The sequence below is a fragment of the Pseudomonas sp. Root329 genome (assembly GCF_001424925.1).
Classification (GTDB): Bacteria; Pseudomonadota; Gammaproteobacteria; order Pseudomonadales; family Pseudomonadaceae; genus Aquipseudomonas; species Aquipseudomonas arabinosi.
The window spans coordinates 131,817-149,841 of sequence record NZ_LMCV01000018.1 but is presented as its reverse complement, the minus strand read 5'-3'; the positions used below and the strand labels follow the sequence as shown (position 1 = coordinate 149,841).

At 60.6% G+C, this 18,025-nt stretch carries 15 protein-coding genes; 7 read left to right on the top strand and 8 right to left on the bottom strand.

The genetic code is table 11. The annotated features are described in order from the left end of the window. Positions 1-466 precede the first annotated feature (466 nt). The gene (locus ASC74_RS16550) at positions 467-2,560 is read left to right on the top strand and encodes an LTA synthase family protein (protein WP_056742509.1); all 2,094 of its coding nucleotides are present in this window, start codon (positions 467-469) and stop codon (positions 2,558-2,560) included. Between the two features lie 61 nt (positions 2,561-2,621). On the opposite strand, the gene ASC74_RS31155 is transcribed toward ASC74_RS16550, so the two are convergent. Next, on the bottom strand, positions 2,622-2,780 hold the full coding sequence (locus tag ASC74_RS31155; RefSeq protein ID WP_174602692.1) for a DUF3309 family protein: 159 nt from the start codon (positions 2,778-2,780) through the stop codon (positions 2,622-2,624). 279 nt (positions 2,781-3,059) lie between these two features. Between ASC74_RS31155 and ASC74_RS16545 the strand changes: the two genes are divergently transcribed. The 3 genes from ASC74_RS16545 to csrA all read left to right on the top strand — a co-directional run bounded on the left by ASC74_RS16545 (position 3,060) and on the right by csrA (position 4,611). Beyond that, on the top strand, positions 3,060-3,875 hold the full coding sequence (locus tag ASC74_RS16545; RefSeq protein WP_056742507.1) for an SDR family oxidoreductase: 816 nt from the start codon (positions 3,060-3,062) through the stop codon (positions 3,873-3,875). Positions 3,876-3,939: 64 nt separating this feature from the next. After that, entirely contained in the window at positions 3,940-4,272 is a 333-nt protein-coding gene (locus ASC74_RS16540) for a YnfA family protein (RefSeq protein WP_056742505.1), read from the top strand. 153 nt (positions 4,273-4,425) lie between these two features. Further along, positions 4,426-4,611 carry a carbon storage regulator CsrA gene (gene csrA / locus ASC74_RS16535; protein WP_046049117.1) on the top strand — a complete coding sequence of 62 codons (186 nt, stop codon included), beginning with the start codon at positions 4,426-4,428 and terminating at the stop codon, positions 4,609-4,611. Positions 4,612-4,616: 5 nt separating this feature from the next. Here the strand turns inward: csrA and ASC74_RS16530 are convergent, their stop codons facing one another. The 5 genes from ASC74_RS16530 to mnmC form a co-directional block, all read right to left on the bottom strand. Next, entirely contained in the window at positions 4,617-4,844 is a 228-nt protein-coding gene (locus ASC74_RS16530; protein WP_003199186.1) for a YheU family protein, read from the bottom strand. A 207-nt stretch (positions 4,845-5,051) separates the two neighbouring features. After that, entirely contained in the window at positions 5,052-6,242 is a 1,191-nt protein-coding gene (locus ASC74_RS16525) for an osmoprotectant NAGGN system M42 family peptidase (protein ID WP_056742504.1), read from the bottom strand. Between the two features lie 177 nt (positions 6,243-6,419). Further along, positions 6,420-8,168, bottom strand: a complete 1,749-nt coding sequence (gene ngg, locus ASC74_RS16520; protein WP_056742502.1) for an N-acetylglutaminylglutamine synthetase — start codon at positions 8,166-8,168, stop codon at positions 6,420-6,422. Between the two features lie 3 nt (positions 8,169-8,171). After that, the gene (locus ASC74_RS16515) at positions 8,172-9,944 is read right to left on the bottom strand and encodes an N-acetylglutaminylglutamine amidotransferase (RefSeq protein WP_056742500.1); all 1,773 of its coding nucleotides are present in this window, start codon (positions 9,942-9,944) and stop codon (positions 8,172-8,174) included. Between the two features lie 124 nt (positions 9,945-10,068). After that, positions 10,069-12,051 carry a bifunctional tRNA (5-methylaminomethyl-2-thiouridine)(34)-methyltransferase MnmD/FAD-dependent 5-carboxymethylaminomethyl-2-thiouridine(34) oxidoreductase MnmC gene (mnmC, locus tag ASC74_RS16510; RefSeq protein ID WP_056742498.1) on the bottom strand — a complete coding sequence of 661 codons (1,983 nt, stop codon included), beginning with the start codon at positions 12,049-12,051 and terminating at the stop codon, positions 10,069-10,071. A 160-nt stretch (positions 12,052-12,211) separates the two neighbouring features. On the opposite strand from mnmC, the gene pap reads away from it, so the two are divergent. Together pap and ASC74_RS16500 are read left to right on the top strand one after the other, a co-directional pair. After that, positions 12,212-13,735 (top strand): polyphosphate:AMP phosphotransferase, encoded by a 1,524-nt coding sequence (pap, locus tag ASC74_RS16505; protein WP_056742496.1) that lies wholly within the window; start codon positions 12,212-12,214, stop codon positions 13,733-13,735. Positions 13,736-13,836: 101 nt separating this feature from the next. Next, positions 13,837-15,021, top strand: a complete 1,185-nt coding sequence (locus ASC74_RS16500) for a thiolase family protein (RefSeq protein ID WP_056742494.1) — start codon at positions 13,837-13,839, stop codon at positions 15,019-15,021. Positions 15,022-15,144: 123 nt separating this feature from the next. Here ASC74_RS16500 and ASC74_RS16495 read toward each other — a convergent pair whose 3' ends face one another. Then, positions 15,145-15,339 (bottom strand): DUF6316 family protein, encoded by a 195-nt coding sequence (locus ASC74_RS16495; RefSeq protein ID WP_033055288.1) that lies wholly within the window; start codon positions 15,337-15,339, stop codon positions 15,145-15,147. Between the two features lie 211 nt (positions 15,340-15,550). On the opposite strand from ASC74_RS16495, the gene ASC74_RS16490 reads away from it, so the two are divergent. After that, a complete protein-coding gene (locus ASC74_RS16490; protein ID WP_056742492.1) occupies positions 15,551-16,510 on the top strand; it encodes a DMT family transporter in 960 nt (319 codons plus the stop codon). 119 nt (positions 16,511-16,629) lie between these two features. Here the strand turns inward: ASC74_RS16490 and ASC74_RS16485 are convergent, their stop codons facing one another. Then, positions 16,630-18,024: a class II fumarate hydratase gene (locus tag ASC74_RS16485; protein ID WP_033053219.1), complete on the bottom strand. Its 1,395-nt coding sequence runs from the start codon at positions 18,022-18,024 to the stop codon at positions 16,630-16,632. Position 18,025 lies beyond the last annotated feature (1 nt).

The window sequence follows — 18,025 nt, the reverse complement described above, 5'->3', positions numbered from 1 at the left end:
CCGCCCCCGGCCATGGATGGCCGATGGCGGCGGGCCCCCGGAGCAATGCCGGAGTGAGGGCATGCCGAGCCTAGGCGAGGCACCGAATGGCGGGGCAAAAGCCTTTGGTTACTTTGGGCTTTTCAAAGTGACTCGCTGTAAAAGCGAAACCGCCAGTCGCCGTTACCGCAGAAACGGATATGCCCCCGATCAAAGAGCACTGCCGAAACGAATACGCCCCCGAACTAACGGGCATTCAGAGCAAGCGACTTTATTTTGTTTCCGAATATGCGCTGCACGAAATTTTCACAAAGCCTCCAAGACAATTCGCACGCGCCAACATGCAGACAGTAATCAATGGCAATGCCGCGAGTGATCGTGCAACATTTGCGCACCGCGCAAGCCCCGGGGCCGAGAACTGGCCAACAGAGGGCAGGGCGCCGCTGTATTTTTTGAAACTTCAACTTCCAATGGGTCCTAAAACGACATGGCAAACCCGGACGCCCTGAGTCAGCAGCGAGCTTCTAGTCGCCTGCTGCAACCGACCGTCAAATCGCATCTGGCCTACACGCTGCTGTGTGCCCTGGTCATGATGGTCATGTTCAGCCTGCTGCGCGTTGCGCTGCTGGTTTACAACCGCGAGATGATCCTCGACACCCCGGCCTCGACCTTTCTCGAAGCGTTCGCCAACGGTCTGCGTTTCGACCTGCGCCTGGTGGTCTACCTCAGCATTCCATTGCTGCTGGCGCTGTTCAGCGTCCGGGCGATGGCCGCACGCGGGTTCTTCCGGTTCTGGCTGACCATTGCCTCGAGCATCGCGCTGTTCCTGGGCCTGATGGAGATGGATTTCTACCGCGAGTTCCACCAGCGCCTCAACGGCCTGGTCTTCCAATATGTGAAGGAAGACCCGAAAACCGTGATGAGCATGCTCTGGTACGGTTTTCCGGTGGTTCGCTACCTGCTGGCCTGGGCCGTGGGCACGTTGATCCTGACCCTGGCGTTCAAGGGCGCCGACCGCGCCACCCGGCCTCGTGGCCCCTTCAGCGGCGGCAGCATTGGCACGCGCCAGATCGCCCCGTGGTATGCGCGCATCACGGTATTCGTTGTCTGCCTGCTGGTTTGCGTGGTGGCCGCTCGTGGCACCTTGCGTCAGGGCCCGCCACTGCGTTGGGGTGACGTTTACACCACCAACTCGAACTTCGCCAACCAGTTGGGCCTCAACGGCACCTTGTCGCTGGTCGCCGCGGCCAAGAGCCGCATGTCCGAAGATCGCGACAACGTCTGGAAGGCCACGTTGCCACAGCCTGAAGCGCAGAAAATCGTGCGTGACATGCTGGTGATGCCGGACGACAAACTGGTGGATGCCGAAACCGCCGCCGTGCGTCGCGATTACACGCCGCCGGCCGACAAGACCCTGCCGATCAAGAACGTTGTCGTGATCCTGATGGAAAGCATGGCCGGTCACTCGGTGGGCGCCTTGGGTGCACCGGGCAACATCACGCCGTACCTCGACAAACTGTCGAAGGAAGGCCTGCTGTTCGACCGCTTCTTCTCCAACGGGACCCATACCCACCAGGGTATGTTCGCCACCATGGCCTGTTTCCCGAACCTGCCAGGTTTCGAATACCTGATGCAGACGCCGGAAGGCAGCCACAAGTTGTCCGGCCTGCCGCAATTGCTCAGTGCCCGTAACTATGGAGACGTGTACGTCTACAACGGCGACTTCGCCTGGGATAACCAGTCGGGTTTCTTCAGCAACCAGGGCATGACCAACTTCATTGGTCGTAACGACTTCGTGAACCCGGTGTTCTCCGATCCGACCTGGGGCGTGTCCGACCAGGACATGTTCGACCGTGGCCTGGTCGAGCTCAAGGCACGGGAAAACGGCAAGCCGTTCTATGCGTTGCTGCAAACCCTGTCCAACCACACGCCTTACGCCTTGCCGACCCCATTGCCGGTCGAGCGTGTGACCGATCGCGGTAGCCTGAACGAGCATTTGACCGCCATGCGTTACGCGGACTGGGCGCTGGGCCAGTTCTTTGAAAAGGCCCGCAAGGAGCCGTACTTCAAGGAAACCCTGTTTGTGATCGTCGGCGACCACGGTTTTGGCAACGAGCGTCAGATCACCGAAATGGACCTGGGCCGCTTCAACGTGCCGATGCTGATGATCGCACCGGGCATCCAGGAAAAATTCGGCCAGCGTGACCATACCGTGGGCACGCAGATCGACATCGTGCCGACCATCATGGGCCGGATTGGTGGCGAAGTGCGTCATCAGTGCTGGGGCCGCGATTTGCTCAACCTGCCTGAAGGCGACACCGGTTTCGGCGTGATCAAGCCGTCGGGTAGCGAGCAGACCACCGCCATCATCACGGCTGATCAGATTCTGGTGCTGCCGAAGGAAAAGGAAATGGCGCCGAAGATGTACCAGTACGAACTGGGCGCGACACCTCACGCCGAGATCGTTCCGGATGCGCCGCGTACCGCTGAGTTGAAGCTCAAGCTCGAAGCGTTCCTGCAAACGGCGACCAAGAGCCTGATCGACAACACCGCCGGTGTGGTTGATGGCAAGCCGGACTAAGTCTTGATGCAATAAAAAAGAGGCCCTTGAAAAGGGCCTCTTTTTTTTGCCTGTTAAACCTTTATATCTTGCCGAGCAACAGCAGGATCAACAGCACCACCAACACCACGCCGATGATACCCGACGGGCCATAACCCCAACTTCTGGAGTGCGGGAAGACCGGTAAACCACCTACCAGCAGGAGGATCAGAATAATGATTAGAATTGTGCCCATGTCTATTTCCTTGTTGGAAGTGTTCTGGAATTACCTGGCGTTTAATGGTCAGCCGGGCTGCTATAAAACCGGGCTGCTTACAAATTCCGACTGTGGCGAATGAAGGAAAATTCCAAGTTTTTTTAATGTTTTTCGAAGAAAGGCTTATTTCGTTTTTATTGCTCTAGTGGGTTCAGGCACTCTCCCGGTTTGCTCGGGCCATTCAGCAATCTGATGGAGCGTGGGTCGGGCATTGTCCTTCGCTACACTCGATGCATCTTCCCCGGAACAACAAGGCTGTTTGCTATGCAAAATCGCATGATGATCACTGGTGCGGGCTCGGGCTTAGGTCGCGAAATCGCACTGCGCTGGGCGCGTGAAGGCTGGCAGCTGGCCTTGTCGGATGTCAGCGAACCCGGCCTGCAGGAAACCCTGAAATTGGTTCGCGAAGCCGGCGGCGATGGTTTTATCCAGCGTTGCGATGTGCGCGATTACAGTCAGCTGACCGCTTTCGCCCAAGCCTGCGACGAAAAACTCGGTGGCATCGATGTCATCGTCAACAACGCCGGCGTTGCCTCGGGCGGCTTCTTCAGTGAACTGTCCCTGGAAGACTGGGACTGGCAGATCGCGATCAACCTGATGGGCGTGGTCAAGGGTTGCAAGGCCTTCCTGCCGCTGCTGGAAAAAAGCAAAGGCAAGATCATCAACATCGCGTCGATGGCCGCCCTGATGCAAGGCCCGGCCATGAGCAACTACAACGTCGCCAAGGCTGGCGTGGTGGCGTTGTCCGAAAGCCTGCTGGTCGAACTGGCGCAACAGGAAATCGGCGTGCATGTGGTGTGCCCGTCGTTCTTCCAGACCAACCTGCTGGACTCGTTCCGTGGCCCGACGCCGGCCATGAAAGCCCAGGTCGGCAAGTTGCTGGAAAGCTCGCCGATCAGCGCGACCGACATTGCCGACTACATCTATCAGCACGTTGCTGCTGGCGAGTTCATGATTCTGCCTCACGAACAGGGCCGTATGGCCTGGGCGCTCAAGCAGAAGAATCCGCAATTGCTCTACGACGAAATGACCGCCATGGCCGATAAAATGCGCGCCAAGGCCAAACAAACCGCAGGCTGAACTTGCCCGTACGCAACACCGTCGTTAGGGTGGCCGCCATCGGCCATCCTCGTGGGACGTTTGCATGCTCAATTATTTGTGGTTTCTCCTCGCCGCGCTGTTCGAAATCGCCGGCTGTTTCGCCTTCTGGATGTGGCTGCGCCAGGGTAAAAGCGCCTGGTGGGTCGTGCCGGCTTTGCTCAGTCTGACCTTGTTCGCGCTGCTGCTGACCCGCATCGAAGCGACCTACGCCGGTCGCGCCTATGCCGCGTACGGTGGCATCTACATTATCGCGTCGATCGGCTGGCTGGCGGTGGTCGAGCGAATTCGTCCGCTGGGCTCGGACTGGATCGGCGTGGCGCTGTGTGTGATCGGGGCCAGCATCATCCTTTTCGGCCCGCGCTTCTCCGCGTCCTGAAGGATCGGTCCTTCATTCAATGGAATTGTCGGACGTTTCCATAGGAGCTGTTCGGGGTGCGCTGTAGGGCGGGACTGATTTGCTGCTGTCGCATTGTAGGCCCGCTGAGTGCAGGGCATCTTCAGGGTTCGATAACCCTGAAGGACGAATGCCATGCTTGTACTCAGTCGCGTTGTGGGCGAATTGATTTCCATCGGTGACAACATTTCCGTGCGTATCCTTGCCGTCAACGGAGGCAGTGTGCGCTTCGGTGTCGAAGCGCCGCAAAACGTCAATGTGCACCGGGCCGAGGTCTACGACCGCATCCAGCTCAAACTGGCGAAAAACAAAGGACGCTGAAGGCGTCAGTCGAACAGGTGCTTGGGCACATCGTGCTTGAGCATCAACTGGCACTGCTCGCTTTCCGGATCGAAGACAATCAGCGCCTGGCCCTTGGTCAATGCCTGGCGAACACGCAGAACACGGGTTTCCAGCGGCGTGTCATCGCCGTTGTCCGTACCGTCACGGGTCACGAAATCCTCGATCAGGCGGGTGAGGGTGTCGACTTCAAGTTGGTCGTGGGGGATCAGCATAGGCACCTCGGCTAAACAATGGCGCGATGCTACGGCGAATGAGGATTTGCGGCTAGCCTGGGTTTTGTGTTGTCTGGTCTGACGCCTTCGCGAGCAAGCCCGCTCCCACAGTTAACCGCGTACTTCCATGGGAATGCGGTCGAATGTGGGAGCGGGCTTGCTCGCGAAGGCAGTCTTTCAGTCACCAAACATCTCAAGGTGCAAAACTCAGGTATCCGACCGCTGCCCTACGAGGCTATCCACCGACGGCACCCGCGTATCGCTTTCCATCTGCGTCTCATGTTCGATCTGATGACTGAACCGGTCCAGCGATCCCTTGGCCGGTTGTGCATCGCTGGCAAACACCGGCGGACTCAGAATGTAGGCGCCGAGCAACCGACTGAGCGCAGCGAGGCTGTCGATGTGGGTGCGTTCGTAGCCGTGAGTGGCGTCGCAGCCGAAGGCGAGCAGGGCGGTGCGAATGTCATGACCGGCAGTGACCGCCGAATGAGCATCGCTGAAGTAATAGCGGAACAGGTCACGGCGCACCGGCAACTCATTGTCACTGGCCAGGCGCAGCAGATGCCGCGACAGGTGATAGTCGTAAGGCCCGCCGGAATCCTGCATCGCCACGCTCACTGCGTGTTCGCTGGAATGCTGACCCGGTGCGACCGGGGCAATGTCGATGCCGACGAATTCGCTGACGTCCCACGGTAACGCCGCCGCCGCGCCACTGCCGGTTTCCTCGGTGATGGTGAACAGCGGATGACAGTCGATCATCAGCTCTTCACCGCTGTCGACGATCGCTTTCAGCGCCGCCAGCAATGCGGCAACGCCGGCCTTGTCATCGAGATGACGGGCGCTGATGTGGCCGCTTTCGGTGAACTCCGGCAAAGGGTCGAACGCGACAAAATCACCGACGCTGATGCCCAGCGAGTCGCAATCGGCGCGGGTGGCGCAATAGGCGTCCAGACGCAACTCGATGTGATCCCAACTGATCGGCATTTCATCCACGGCGGTATTGAACGCATGCCCCGAAGCCATCAGCGGCAGCACGCTGCCACGGATCACACCGTTGTCGGTAAACAGGCTGACCCGGCTGCCCTCGGCAAAACGGCTGGACCAGCAGCCGACAGGCGCCAGGGTCAGACGGCCGTTGTCCTTGATCGCGCGAACCGCCGCGCCGATGGTGTCGAGGTGAGCGGAGACCGCGCGGTCGGGACTGTTTTTCTTGCCCTTGAGGGTGGCGCGGATGGTGCCGCGGCGGGTCATCTCAAAGGGAATGCCCAGCTCTTCAAGCCGCTCGGCGACATAACGCACGATGGTGTCGGTGAACCCGGTCGGGCTGGGAATGGCGAGCATTTCCAGCAGGACTTTTTGCAGGTAGTTCAGATCCGGTTCGGGAATGTTGCTGGTCATGGAAACTCCTGATGAGTTGAGGCCATCGATGGTTTCGATGAAGAGAAAGAATCTGTGTAGCCTGTCAGGCCGCCTTCGCGAGCAAGCCCGCTCCCACATTTGACCGCATTCCCCTGTGGGAGCGGCGGTGCGGCGATCCGACTTGCTCGCGAAGGCGCCAGTCCGGGCACTACATCACTAAGAGGCCGCCGGCTGACTGTGCGGAAACAACAAGTCCACAAACCGCTCGGCCGTCGGCTGCGGTTCATGGTTGGCCAATCCGGCGCGCTCATTGGCTTCGATAAACACGTACTCCGGTTGATCGGCCGCGGGCACCATCAGGTCGAGTCCGACCATTGGAATATCCAGCGCCCGCGCCGCCCGCACCGCCGCATCCACCAAGGTCGGATGCAGAATCGCCGTGACATCCTCAAGAATCCCGCCGGTATGAAGATTCGCCGTCTTGCGTACGAACAGATGCTCACCGGCCGGCAGAATGCTGCTGTAGTCATAACCCGCCGCGTGCAAGGTGCGCTCGGTCTCATGGTCCAGCGGGATTTTGCTTTCACCGCTGGTCGCCGCCTGACGACGCCGGCTCTGGGCTTCGATCAACGCACCGATGGAATGCTGACCATCGCCCACCACTTCTGCCGGTCGGCGAATGGCCGCGGCGACCACCTCAAAACCGATCACCACAATCCGCAAATCGAGGCCTTCGTGGAAGCTCTCCAGCAGCACGCGACTGTCGAACTGGCGGGCGGATTCGATGGCCTGCTGGACCTCTTCGATAGTCCGTAAATCCACCGCAACGCCTTGGCCCTGTTCGCCATCCAGCGGTTTGACCACCACCCGTTCGTGCTCGTCGAGAAACGCCAGATTGTCATCGGCGTTGCCGGCCAGTTGCTGCGACGGCAGGTTCAAACCGGCGGCCTTGAGCACTTTGTGCGTCAAGCTTTTGTCCTGGCACAACGTCATGCTGATGGCGCTGGTCAGATCGCTGAGGGATTCACGGCAACGTACGCGGCGACCGCCATGGATCAAGGTGAATAGGCCGGCATCGGCGTCATCGACTTGCACTTCGATGCCGCGACGGTGCGCTTCCTCGACGATGATCCGTGCATAAGGATTGAACTCCGCTTCAGGACCCGGGCCCAGAAACAGCGGCTGATTGATGCAGTTTTTGCGCTTGATCGCGAACGTCGACAGGTTGCGAAACCCGAGCTTGGCGTAAAGACTTTTCGCCTGCCGGTTGTCGTGCAGCACGGACAGGTCCAGGTAACTCAGCCCACGGCTCATGAAGTGCTCGATCAAATGCCGCACCAGCACCTCACCGACACCCGGTCGCGAACATTGCGGATCGACCGCCAGGCACCACAGGCTGCTGCCATTTTCCGGATCGTTGAACGCCTTGTGATGATTGAGGCCCATGACGCTGCCGATGATCGCGCCGCTGTCTTCATCTTCGGCCAGCCAATACACCGGGCCGCCCTCATGGCGCGGGGTCAGCAGACTTGCGTCGATCGGCAGCATGCCGCGCAACTGATACAGCTGATTGATCGCCAACCAGTCCGCATCGCTCTGGGCCCTGCGGATGCGAAAGCCGCGAAACACCCGAGTCGACTGGCGGTAGTCGCTGAACCACAGGCGCAAAGTGTCGGACGGATCGAGGAATAGCTGGGCCGGCTCCAGCCCCAGCACTTGCTGAGGCGCAGCCACGTACAAGGCGATGTCGCGCTCACCGGTGTGCTCGTTGAGCAACTCTTGGGCCAGGCTCGCCGCATCGGGAAAGGTGTGGCCGATCAGTAACCGGCCCCAACCGCAATGCACGGCGATCGGTGCGGCGCCCAATTCACTGCCGTCTTCGGCCAGGCGTGCCTGCAAGCGTTCGTACGAGGGCGCCTGACCGCGCAACAAGCGTTGGCTGTAGGCCGTGGCGTGGGGTTTCATCGATCAGATTCCTTGTTCACTGAGCCACAGGTTCAGGGCCGCCAATTGCCACAGCTTGGAGCCGCGCAACGGGGTCAATTGACCTTGTGGATCGGTCAGCAGGCGATCGAGCATTTCTGGCTTGAACAGGCCGCGATCCTGGCTCGGATCGAGCAGCAGTTCGCGCACCCAGTTCAGCGTGTCGCCCTGCAAATGCTTCAGACCCGGCACCGGGAAGTAACCTTTCTTGCGATCGATCACTTCACTCGGAATCACCAGCCGCGCCGCTTCTTTCAAGACTTGCTTGCCACCGTCCGGCAGTTTGAATTTGCCCGGCACGCGCGCCGACAATTCCACCAGGCGGTAGTCGAGAAATGGTGTACGCGCTTCCAGGCCCCAGGCCATGGTCATGTTGTCGACGCGTTTGACCGGGTCGTCCACCAGCATGATCGTGCTGTCCAGACGCAGAGCTTTGTCCACCGCTGCATCGGCGCCGGGCTGTGCGAAATGTTCCTTCACGAAGTCACCGGCCGCGTCATTGGCCGTCAGCCATTTCGGCTGCACGGTGGCGGCATAGTCGTCGTAGCTGCGGTCGAAAAACGCATCGCGATAGGCTGCGTACGGATCTTCGGCGCCGTCGACTTGTGGATACCAGTGATAACCGGCGAACAACTCGTCGGCACCTTGGCCGCTCTGCACTACTTTGCAATGCTTGGCCACTTCCCGGGACAGCAGATAGAAGGCGATGCAGTCATGGCTGACCATCGGCTCGCTCATGGCGCGGAACGCTGCGGGCAGTTGCTCGATGATCTCTTTTTCGTCGATGCGCAATTGGTGATGCTGGGTCCCGTAGTGCTTGGCGATCAGGTCCGAATACTGGAACTCGTCGCCTCGCTCGCCGCCGGCATCCTGGAAACCGATGGAGAAGGTCGACAGGTTTTCAACACCGACTTCACGCAAAAGACCGACCAGCAGGCTCGAATCGACACCGCCCGAAAGCAGCACACCCACATCGACCGCTGCACGTTGACGGATCGCCACCGCGTCGCGGGTGCTGTCGAGTACACGGTCGCGCCAGTCTTCGAGTGTCAGATTCGTCTCGTCGGCGTGTGGGCCGTAGGGCAGGGTCCACCAGGTTTTCTGCTCAGTGGTGCCATCCGCTTCGATGCGCATCCAGGTGGCTGGTGGCAGTTTTTCGATGCCGGCCAGCAAGGTGCGCGGGGCCGGGACCACGGCGTGGAAATTCAGATAATGATTGAGCGCCACCGGATCGAGGATCGGGTTGATGTCGCCGCCCTTGAGCAGCGCCGGCAACGCCGAGGCAAAGCGCAGGCGCTGGCCGGTGCGCGACAGGTACAGCGGCTTCACGCCGAGACGGTCGCGGGCGATGAACAGGCGTTGGGCGTCGCGCTCCCAGATGGCGAAGGCGAACATGCCGTTGAGCTTGGGCAGCAAGGCTTCGCCCCAGGCGTGATAGCCCTTGAGCAGCACTTCGGTGTCACCACCGGAATAGAAGGCATAACCGAGGCTTTCAAGCTCGGTGCGCAGTTCCGGGAAGTTGTAGATCGCGCCGTTGAAGGCCAGGGACAAGCCCAGTTGGTTGTCGACCATCGGCTGCGCCGAGCCGTCCGACAGGTCCATGATTTTCAGGCGACGATGGCCCAGGGCAATCGGCCCCTGGCTGTGGAAGCCCCATGCGTCAGGGCCGCGAGGGGCCAGGTGATGGGTGATTCGTTCAACGGCCGCGAGGTCCGCAGGTTGATGATCAAAGCGTAACTCGCCAGCTAATCCGCACATAAATTCCTTACCGGTTTTTCCGTTGGGGAGGGTCAATCGATACCGCGCCAAAAACGGCGGGTACTCAGAAACTGACCCGGCTGAATCCCCGGAGTTTTAGACCGATAAGTTATAAGGCGCGCCGTCAGACTTTTCCGCGGATCAACTGGCGCACGGCAAAACGGTTGGGATGGCAGGCCTCGGCGACCGTTCTGGGCAGGGGCAGAGGCTCGTTTTCAATCCATGCCGCGAGCAATTCACCCGACAGTGGCGCGGTGATCAGGCCGCGAGAACCGTGGCCGCTGTTGACGTAAAAACCCTCAAGCCAGGGGCAGGGAATGTCCGGTACTTGCCGGGCGTCCTTGCTCAGTACGGCGTAGGCATCGGCGAAGGCTGCTGGTTCGGCCAACGGGCCAACGATCGGCAGGTAGTCCGGACTGGTGCAGCGGAACGCGGCGCGTCCTTCGAGCTGTTGCGGGTCCAGTTCCTGTGCATGCAGTCGCGTGGCCAGGTCGGGGGAGATTTCCTCGAGCAAGGCCAGGTTGCCGAGGTGTTCGGCGAGGGTCGGGGTCAGGTCATCGCTCTTGAAGTCGAAGCTGGCGCCGAGGGTGTGTTCGCCCAGTCGAGCCGGCGCCACATAGCCTTCGGCGCAGACGACGGTGGCCAGGCTCTGGCTTTCAGGGGTTTGCGCCAGTCGGGTGATCTGGCCACGAATGCGTTTGAGGGGCAGCTCGGCGCTTTGTGGAAAACGCTTGATCTCGGCGGCGCCGGCCAGGATCACCACGGGGGCACTGGCCAGCAAATCATCACCGTCCCAGGCCTGCCACTGATCATCAACCTTGCGCAGTTCCAGGACATCGCGATGGGGCAGCCACTGGATGTTCGCCGAAGACGCCTGCCAATGGCACAGCGCCGGCGGATGAACCCAGCCACCTTGCGGGAAGAATAATCCGCCGTGCTCCAGGGCGATGCCGGCCTGAATCTGGGCTTGCGGTTGATCGAGCACGTGCACCAGGTCTGGCGAAAAGGCGGCGGCCAATTGCACCTGACGCTCGGCTTCCTTGGCGTTGAAGGCCAGTTGCAAGACCCCGCAATCGTCCCAGTCGACGCCCCGTTGCAGATGTTCGAGCAAGCGTCGGGTGTGACCGAAACCACTGACAATCAATTGCGACAACGCGGTGCCATGGGCCGACAGCTTGAGATACAAAACGCCCTGAGGATTGCCCGAGGCTTCCTGCGCCAGCGCATTGTGACGCTCCAGCAGACTCACGTGCCAACCCCGCGCCGCCAGGCTGGCGGCGCTGGCGCAACCGGCCAGACCGGCGCCGATCACCATCGCACGCCGCTCGCCGTTTAGTGGCGTCGGGCGCGCGAACCATGGTTTGGCCGCGGCGGGCGCCGGGACTTCTTCAGACCAGCCGAGAAACACGCCCCGCAGGATTTCCCATTTGTGGCCAATGCCTGGCGTGCGCTTCATCTTGAAGCCCGCCGCATTCAGCAGGCGGCGCACCCAACCGGTGCTGGTGAAGGTGCTGATGGTCGAGCCGGGGGCCGCCAGACGCGCCAGTTCGGCGAACAGCTCGGCGGTCCACATGTCAGGGTTTTTCGCCGGGGCGAAACCGTCGAGAAACCAGGCATCGATCTGCGCGTCCAGTTGTGGCAATTGCTCCAGCGCATCGCCGATCAGCAGGGTCAGGGTCACGCGGCCGTTGTCCAGCACCAGGCGCTGGAAGCCTGGGTGGATTGCGATGTATTGCGTCAGCAATTGATCGGCAAACGGTTTGAGTTCCGGCCACAAGGCCAAGGCACGCTGCAGATCGGGCAGGCTCAGCGGGTACTTTTCGACACTGACAAAATGCAGCCGCGCTCCGGCCACCGCGTGCTGTTCGAACAGCTGCCAGGCGCAAAGGAAATTCAGCCCGGTGCCGAAACCGGTCTCGCCAATCACCAGTCGACCGCCGGCCGGCAATGCGGCAAAGCGTTCACGCAAAGCGTTCTGTTCGAGGAACACGTAACGGGTTTCGTCCAGCCCCGACAGATCGGAAAAATACACATCATCGAACACCCGCGAACGCGGGAGCCCTTGGTCGTCCCAGTCGAGCTGGGCGTGGGGCAATACAGGTTTCATGGCAGGCTCGGCAACGGCAAGGCGGCCATTCTAGCCGATCGCCAGCAGGGTGCTTGATCCATGGCAACGTCCGAGCCAGCTCGAATGGTGAAAATGGGATTTCTCCCCCGCAGGAGAGGTCAATCCGCTAGTCTTGCTCAATCCTGGAAGGAGCCGTCCCATGTTCGAATCCGCCGAAATCGGTCACGCCATCGACAAAGAAACCTACGACGCCGAAGAACCGGCCCTGCGTGAAGCCTTGCTCGAAGCGCAGTTCGAACTTCATCAGCAAAGCCGTTTTCCGGTGATCATTCTGATCAATGGCATCGAAGGCGCCGGCAAGGGCGAGACGGTCAAGTTGCTGAACGAATGGATGGACCCACGCTTGATCGAGGTCCGCACATTCGATCAGCAGACCGACGAAGAGCTGGCGCGGCCGCCGGCCTGGCGCTATTGGCGGATGCTCCCGGCCAAGGGCCGCATGGGGATTTTCTTCGGCAACTGGTACAGCCAGATGCTGCAAGGCCGGGTTCATGGCTTGTTCAAGGACCCAGTGCTGGATCAGGTGATCAACCAGTCCGAGCGCTTTGAAAAAATGCTCTGCGATGAAGGCGCGCTGATCTTCAAGTTCTGGTTCCACCTCTCCAAGAAGCAAATGAAGGCGCGGCTCAAGGCCCTGGCGGATGACCCGCTGCACAGCTGGCGCATCAGTCCGCTGGACTGGCAACAATCGCAAACCTACGACAAATTCGTGAAATACGGCGAACGCGTGTTGCGCCGTACCAGTCGCGACTACGCGCCTTGGCACGTGATCGAAGGGGTGGACCCTCATTACCGCAGCCTGGCGGTGGGCAAGATCCTGCTCGAAGGCCTACAAAATGCCCTGAAGCGACCCAAGGTTCATCCCGACAAGGTCAACGCCGCGCCGTTGCCCATCCATGTCGATCAGTTGAACCTGCTCGACAGCCTGGATTTGACCCAGAGTCTGGACAAGGACGATTACGAAGAACAACTGATTACCGAGCAGGCGCGATTCTCCGGCCTGATGCGCGACAAACGCATGCGTCGGCACGCCTTGGTGGCGGTGTTCGAAGGCAATGATGCGGCTGGCAAGGGCGGGGCGATCCGCCGGGTTGCGGCGGCCCTCGATCCGCGTCAGTACAGCATCGTGCCGATTGCCGCGCCCACCGAAGAGGAACGGGCGCAGCCTTATCTGTGGCGTTTCTGGCGGCACATCCCGGCCAAGGGCAAGTTCACGGTGTTCGATCGTTCGTGGTACGGGCGGGTGCTGGTGGAGCGCATCGAAGGCTTCTGCCCGCCGGCGGACTGGTTGCGGGCCTACAGTGAAATCAATGATTTTGAAGAGCTGATCGCCGAGGCCGGGGTGATCGTGGTCAAGTTCTGGCTGGCCATCGACAAGCAGACGCAACTGGAGCGTTTCCAGGCGCGGGAAGAAATTCCCTTCAAGCGTTTCAAGATCACCGAAGATGACTGGCGCAATCGTGACAAATGGGACGCCTACCGCGCGGCGGTCGGTGACATGGTTGATCGCACCAGCACCGAGATCTCGCCCTGGACGCTGGTGGAAGCCAATGACAAGCGCTGGGCGCGGGTCAAAGTCCTGCGCACCATCAATCTGGCGCTGGAAGAGGCGTTTGAAAAGTCCGACAAACACGACAGGAAAGTGAAACAGCACAAGAAGTGAGCGATGGTTACGCATACGCGGGGTGAATGATTGTCGCGGTCGGTAATGCAGTGGACTTATGCTCGGTCCACTCTCAACCGACAACAACAATGAGGTATGCCATGCGTGAAGTGGTGATCGTCGACAGCGTGCGGACCGGCCTGGCCAAGTCCTTTCGCGGCAAGTTCAACCTGACCCGCCCGGACGACATGGCGGCCCATTGCGTCAATGCGCTGCTGGCGCGCTCGGGCATCGACCCGGCCAGCGTCGAGGATTGCATCGTCGGTGCCGGTTCCAACGAAGGGGGCCAGGGCTTCAACATCGGCCGCAACATCGCGGTGCTGTCGCGCCTGGGCACCGGCACTGCCGGCATGACCCTCAACCGTTTTTGCTCGTCGGGCTTGCAGGCGATCGCCATCGCCGCCAACCAGATTGCTTCGGGTTGCAGCGATATCATCGTCGCCGGTGGCGTCGAGTCCATCAGCCTGACCATGAAAAGCATCAACACCGACAACCTGATCAACCCGCTGCTCAAAGAGCAGGTGCCCGGCATCTATTTCCCGATGGGCCAGACAGCCGAAATCGTCGCTCGTCGTTACGACGTCAGGCGCGAAGAACAGGATCTGTACGCGCTGCAAAGTCAGCAACGTACCGCTCAGGCTCAGGCCGATGGATTGTTTGACGATGAAATCGTGCCGATGGCGGTGAAGTATCGCGTTGAAGACAAGGCCACCGGTCAGGTGCAGATCCTTGACGGCATCGTCGATCACGATGACTGCAATCGCCCGAACACCACCCTGGAAAGCCTGGCGGGATTGAAACCGGTGTTTGCCGAAGACGGTTCGGTGACGGCCGGCAACTCTTCGCAGCTGTCTGATGGCGCGTCGATGACGCTGGTGATGAGCCTGGAAAAAGCACTGGAACTGGGGTTGAAGCCCAAGGCGTTCTTCCGTGGTTTCACCGTGGCGGGTTGCGAGCCGGATGAAATGGGCATCGGCCCGGTGTTTTCGGTGCCGAAATTGCTCAAGGCCAAGGGGTTGCGGATTTCCGACATTGATCTGTGGGAACTCAACGAAGCGTTCGCCTCGCAATGTTTGTACAGCCGTATTCGGTTGGAGATCGATAACGACAAGTACAACGTCAATGGCGGCTCGATTTCCATCGGCCATCCGTTCGGCATGACCGGTTCGCGTCAGGTCGGGCATCTCGTGCGTGAATTGCAGCGCCGCAACGTGCGTTACGGGATCGTCACCATGTGTGTGGGTGGCGGGATGGGGGCGACCGGGTTGTTCGAGGCCGTGCGTTAAATCCGGAAGACTTGTGTTGCCTGATCAACCGTCTTCGCGAGCAAGCCCGCTCCCACATTGGATCTATGTCGCACACTAGATCCCTGTGGGAGCGGGCTTGCTCGCGAATGGCGGCGCCGCGGTCTACAGGCTCATACGCAAAAGCAACATCCGCTCGATGTAAGCCTGTACCTCCCGCGCCAACTTCTCCGGATTTTCAAACGGCCCTTCCAGGGTGTTTTCCCGGGTGCTGAAATACAAATCCCCATTCACACGACACACCCGGTCGCAGCGAAAGTGCGTGGCGGGGGCATTGTCCTGGGCGCGTTTGCCGTACATGGCGATCTCCTGAGGAATGTTCCTGTTGGCGAATCCCATGAGCTTATGCATGAACCACTTGCAACGCCTGGCCAACCGATCGACGGCATAGCGCCAATTTAATGGTGCGACCTGCACAGTTTCATTCGCGGCCAGCGCCCAACTGTCCCTGTGTGCCGAACGGCTCTAAGCCTAGAATGGCCTTTCTCGCCACTTGGCTTCGGGGTTCGCAATGCACATTTCATCGGGTCGCTGGGTTTACGGTCTGTTCCTGGCCTTGGTGACTGCGCTGCTGTGGGGAATCCTGCCGATCAAACTCAAGCAAGTGCTGCTGGTGATGGACCCGGTCACGGTGACCTGGTTTCGCCTGATCGTATCCGGCGGGTGCCTGTTCATTTATCTGGCGGCGACCAAACGCCTGCCGAGCCGCAAGGTGCTCGGGCCGCGTGGTGGCTGGTTGGTGTTGATGGCGGTGCTCGGCCTGGTGGGCAACTACGTGCTGTACCTGATGGGCCTGAACCTGCTTAGCCCCGGCACCGCGCAACTGGTGGTGCAGATGGGCCCGATCATGTTGCTGATCGCCAGTCTGTTTGTGTTCAAGGAACGGTTCAGCGTGGGGCAGGGGATTGGCCTGCTGGTGCTGTTGATCGGCTTTGCCCTGTTTTTCAATCAGCGGCTGGCCGAGTTGCTGACCTCGCTGACCGAGTACACCACCGGCGTGCTGTTGGTGCTGTTGGCGTCCACGGTCTGGACGTTCTACGCCCTGGGCCAGAAGCAATTGCTCACGGTGTGGAATTCGCTGCAGGTGATGATGGTGATCTACCTGTTCTGCGCGATGTTGCTGACGCCGTGGGTGCATCCGCTGGAAGCGCTGCAACTGAGTCCGCTGCAAGGCTGGCTACTGCTGGCGTGCTGCATGAACACCCTGATCGCCTATGGCGCGTTTGCCGAGGCTCTGGCGCATTGGGAGGCATCGCGGGTCAGTGCGACGCTGGCGATTACGCCGTTGGTGACGTTCGCTGCGGTGGCAGTGGCTGCGTGGTTGTGGCCGGACTATGTGCATGCCGAGACGATCAATGGTCTGGGTTATGGCGGGGCAGTGCTGGTGGTGCTGGGGTCGGCGCTGGTGGCGTTGGGGCCGTCGTTGATTGCCGGGCTCAGGGCCCGGAAGGTGCGGATGGCAGCCAGTTAAACTGCGTCATCGTGCTTCGCGAGCAGGCTCGCTCCCACAGGAGAATGCGATTACCTGTGGGAGCGGCGGTGCGACGATTCGGCTTGCTCGCGAAGACGGAGTGTCAGGCGCTACAAAACTCAGCCCTTGGCACCGGCCTCCAGCATATTCTCCGGCCTTACCCACGCATCAAACTCTTCATCCGTCAGATACCCCAACTGCAACGCCGCCTCACGTAGGGTCAGCCCTTCTGCGTAAGCCTTTTTGGCTATCTCCGCCGATTTGTCATAACCAATGTGCGGATTCAGCGCTGTCACCAGCATCAACCCACGCTCCAGATGTTCAGCCATTTTCTCTGCATCCGGTTCCAGACCGGCGATGCAATGCTGCTGGAAGTTGCTGCAGCCATCGCCGAGCAGACGGATCGATTGCAGCAGGTTGTGGATGATCACCGGTTTGAACACGTTCAGCTGCAGGTGCCCCTGACTTGCGGCAAACCCGATGGCGACGTCGTTGCCCAATACCTGACACGCCAGCATCGATAGCGCTTCGCACTGAGTCGGATTGACCTTGCCCGGCATGATCGAGCTGCCCGGTTCGTTGGCCGGCAGTTTGACTTCGGCGAAGCCTGCTCGCGGCCCGGAGCCCAACAGGCGCAGGTCGTTGGCGATTTTCATCAGGGTCACGGCGAGGGTTTTCAGCGCGCCGGACAGCGTGGTCAGCGGCTCATGACCCGCCAGGGCGGCGAATTTGTTGGGTGCTGTGACGAACGGCAGGCCGGAGAGGGCGGCCAGCTCGGCAGCGATGGCTTCGCCAAAACCGTGGGGCGAGTTCAGCCCGGTGCCGACCGCGGTGCCGCCCTGGGCCAGTTCACAGACGGCCGGCAGCGCGCTGCGGATCGCCCGTTCGGCGTAATCCAGTTGCGCGATGAACGCCGACAGTTCCTGACCGAAGGTAATCGGTGTCGCGTCCATCATGTGGGTGCGACCGGTCTTGACCAGCTTCATGTGCCGCGCGGACAGCTCGGCCAATCCGCCCGACAGTTCGCTGATCGCCGGCAGCAGTTGCTGTTGCACGGCCTGGGCTGCCGCGATGTGCATGGCGGTCGGGAAACAGTCGTTGGAACTCTGGGAGCGGTTGACGTGATCGTTAGGGTGAACCGGCGACTTGCCGCCACGAGCATTACCCGCCAGTTCGTTGGCCCGACCGGCGATCACTTCGTTGACGTTCATGTTGCTCTGGGTGCCGCTGCCGGTCTGCCACACCACCAACGGGAACTGGTCGTCGTGGCTGCCGTCGAGCACTTCGTCGGCGGCCTGTTCGATCAGCCGGGCGATGTCGGCGGGCAGATCACCGTTGCGGTCATTGACCCGCGCCGCGGCTTTCTTGATCAGCGCCAGGGCATGCAGCACCGCCAGCGGCATTTTTTCGTTGCCGATCGCGAAGTTAATCAGCGAGCGTTGCGTCTGAGCGCCCCAGTAGGCCTCATCCGGGACTTCCACCTGGCCAAGGCTGTCGGTTTCGATACGGCTCATC

Excerpts from the sequence above, each read along its gene's own strand:
- ASC74_RS16550 (WP_056742509.1), top strand. The coding sequence starts at position 467 with ATGGCAAACCCGGACGCCCTGAGTCAGCAGCGAGCTTCTAGTCGCCTG.
- ASC74_RS16545 (WP_056742507.1), top strand. The coding sequence starts at position 3,060 with ATGCAAAATCGCATGATGATCACTGGTGCGGGCTCGGGCTTAGGTCGC.
- ASC74_RS16540 (WP_056742505.1), top strand. The coding sequence starts at position 3,940 with ATGCTCAATTATTTGTGGTTTCTCCTCGCCGCGCTGTTCGAAATCGCC.
- csrA (WP_046049117.1), top strand. The coding sequence starts at position 4,426 with ATGCTTGTACTCAGTCGCGTTGTGGGCGAATTGATTTCCATCGGTGAC.
- ASC74_RS16530 (WP_003199186.1), bottom strand. The coding sequence starts at position 4,844 with ATGCTGATCCCCCACGACCAACTTGAAGTCGACACCCTCACCCGCCTG.
- ASC74_RS16525 (WP_056742504.1), bottom strand. The coding sequence starts at position 6,242 with ATGACCAGCAACATTCCCGAACCGGATCTGAACTACCTGCAAAAAGTC.
- ngg (WP_056742502.1), bottom strand. The coding sequence starts at position 8,168 with ATGAAACCCCACGCCACGGCCTACAGCCAACGCTTGTTGCGCGGTCAG.
- ASC74_RS16515 (WP_056742500.1), bottom strand. The coding sequence starts at position 9,944 with ATGTGCGGATTAGCTGGCGAGTTACGCTTTGATCATCAACCTGCGGAC.
- mnmC (WP_056742498.1), bottom strand. The coding sequence starts at position 12,051 with ATGAAACCTGTATTGCCCCACGCCCAGCTCGACTGGGACGACCAAGGG.
- pap (WP_056742496.1), top strand. The coding sequence starts at position 12,212 with ATGTTCGAATCCGCCGAAATCGGTCACGCCATCGACAAAGAAACCTAC.
- ASC74_RS16500 (WP_056742494.1), top strand. The coding sequence starts at position 13,837 with ATGCGTGAAGTGGTGATCGTCGACAGCGTGCGGACCGGCCTGGCCAAG.
- ASC74_RS16495 (WP_033055288.1), bottom strand. The coding sequence starts at position 15,339 with ATGTACGGCAAACGCGCCCAGGACAATGCCCCCGCCACGCACTTTCGC.
- ASC74_RS16490 (WP_056742492.1), top strand. The coding sequence starts at position 15,551 with ATGCACATTTCATCGGGTCGCTGGGTTTACGGTCTGTTCCTGGCCTTG.
- ASC74_RS16485 (WP_033053219.1), bottom strand. The coding sequence starts at position 18,024 with ATGAGCCGTATCGAAACCGACAGCCTTGGCCAGGTGGAAGTCCCGGAT.